At 63.7% G+C, this 2,051-nt stretch carries 2 protein-coding genes; both read right to left on the bottom strand.

Features of this window, described 5'->3' with window-relative positions:
• Nucleotides 1-44: 44 nt before the first annotated feature.
• Nucleotides 45-1,025, bottom strand: a complete 981-nt coding sequence (gene hpaD, locus AC1DUU_RS30525; protein WP_476787054.1) for a 3,4-dihydroxyphenylacetate 2,3-dioxygenase — start codon at nucleotides 1,023-1,025, stop codon at nucleotides 45-47.
• Between the two features lie 15 nt (nucleotides 1,026-1,040).
• Nucleotides 1,041-2,051: aldehyde dehydrogenase family protein (locus AC1DUU_RS30520; protein WP_476787053.1), on the bottom strand; the 1,011-nt coding region annotated here is incomplete at its 5' end.

Below are 2,051 nucleotides of genomic sequence, written 5' to 3'. Positions count from 1 at the left end.
GCGTGTAGGTGGCGAAACGGGGCCTGTCGCTCATGTCGTTGCCCTCACGGTGCGATGATCGGCGATGCCGCAAGCGCGGACAGACGCGGCTCGGTGCCGGCAAAGGTGCTGCCTTCCTCGAACCACGAGCGCGGCGCAGGGGCGCCCCACAGCGTCTGGCGCTGCGGATCCTTGAGGTCCCATTTGATCGGCTCGAGATCGGGGTCGACCGTCTGGTAGTCCGAGCAGTAGATTTCGATGCGGTGACCATCGGGGTCGCGGATGTAGAGGAAAAAGGCGTTGGAGATGCCGTGGCGGCCTGGGCCGCGCTCGATATTGGCGACGTAACCGGTGGTTGCCATCAGGTCGAGCAGGTCGATGATGTTGAGCGGTGTCGGCACCCAGAAGGCGACGTGATGCAGGCGCGGCCCAAGCCCGTTGGTGAAGGCGATGTCGTGAACGCCGCCCTTGCGGTGGGTCCATGCCGCCCACAGTTTGCCGCTCTCGGCGTCTTCCGTATATTCCGTCACGCGGAAGCCGAGCTCGTTGTAGAAGGCCACCGACTGGTCGACGTCAGGCGAGAAACAGTTGAAGTGGTCGATGCGCAGCGGCTTCACGCCCTTGTAGAGCGCGTATTTCTGGTGGATCGGCGCCAGCCGGTCCATCTTCGAATAGAATTCGAGCGGAATGCCATGCGGGTCGCGGGTGCGCAGCGTGCGTGACTGATAGGGCCGTTCGACCCATTCGACCGGCAGTTCCTTCGCCTTGAAGAAATGTCCAGCCCGGTCGAGGTCGTCCTCGGAGAACACCTTGAAACCGAGGTCGCGGGCTTCGGCCCTGTCGCCTTGCTTCAGCACGATGCAATGGTGGCCGCGCTCTTCCATGGCGCGCAGGTAGATTGTATCAGCCGTCTCGTCGGTGACCTGGAGGCCGAGCGTGTCGACATAAAAGGCGCGGGATCTGGCCAGATCCGTGACCGCCAGCTCGACATGGCTGAGCCGCACGATGTTGAAGGCGGGATAGAGGTTGGGTGTGGGCAATGGCATGATGTCTGTTCCCGCTCAGCCGCCGAGCTTCTGGATGTTGTGGGCCGTCGTGGCGAAGGCGATGTTTTTGGTTTCCATGTAGAAATCGAACGACCAGTCGCCGCCGTCCCGGCCGATGCCGGAGTTCTTCACGCCGCCGAACGGTGCCGGGAGATGGCGGACGTTCTCCGAGTTGACCCAGATCATCCCCGCGGCTAGCCCTTCGGTGAAGCGCAGGGCGCGTGTCACGTCCGATGTCCACAGATATCCGGCGAGGCCGTATTGGGTGTCGTTGGCGATTGCCAGAGCTTCGGCTTCATCGCTGAACGGGATCGCGGTCAGCACCGGCCCGAAAATCTCTTCCTGGGCGATGCGCATGTCGTTGCGCGCGCCGGTAAACAGCGTCGGCGCGACATAGCAGCCACCGCCTGGTCCCTCGACCTTGCCGCCACCGGCAGCAATGGTAGCACCCTCCGAGCGAGCGAGCTCGATGTAGGACAGCACCTTTTCTTCGTGCACCGGGTGGATCAGCGGGCCGACGACCGTCTGCGGATCAAGCGGATGGCCAACACGGATGCGCTTGGCCTTCTCCGCCACGATGGYGGTGAACTTGTCGTAGATCGAGGCTTCGACCAGCAGGCGCGAGGACGAGGTGCAGCGCTCGCCATTGAGCGAGTAGATCATGAACACCGCAGCGTCCGCCGCGCGTTCGAGGTCGGCGTCGGCGAAGACGATCACCGGGTTCTTGCCGCCGAGCTCGAAATGCACGCGCTTCAGTGTGTCGGCGCCCTGGCGCATGATCATCGAACCGGTGCGGCTTTCGCCGACGAAGCCGATCGCCTTGATGTCGGGGTGTTCGGTCAGCGCCTTGCCGGCATCTTCGCCGAGGCCGTTGACGAGGTTCCACACGCCCTTCGGCAGGCCGGCCTCTTCGGCGATTTCGACTAGGAGACGAGCGGTCAGGGGGGAAAATTCCGCCGGCTTGTGCACGATGGTGCAGCCTGCGGCGAGTGCGGGCGCGATCTTCCATGTCGACAGCATGAAGGG

This window comes from Aminobacter sp. P4_H6_2, from assembly GCF_056400805.1.
This window is presented reverse-complemented; position numbering and strand designations above follow the sequence as displayed.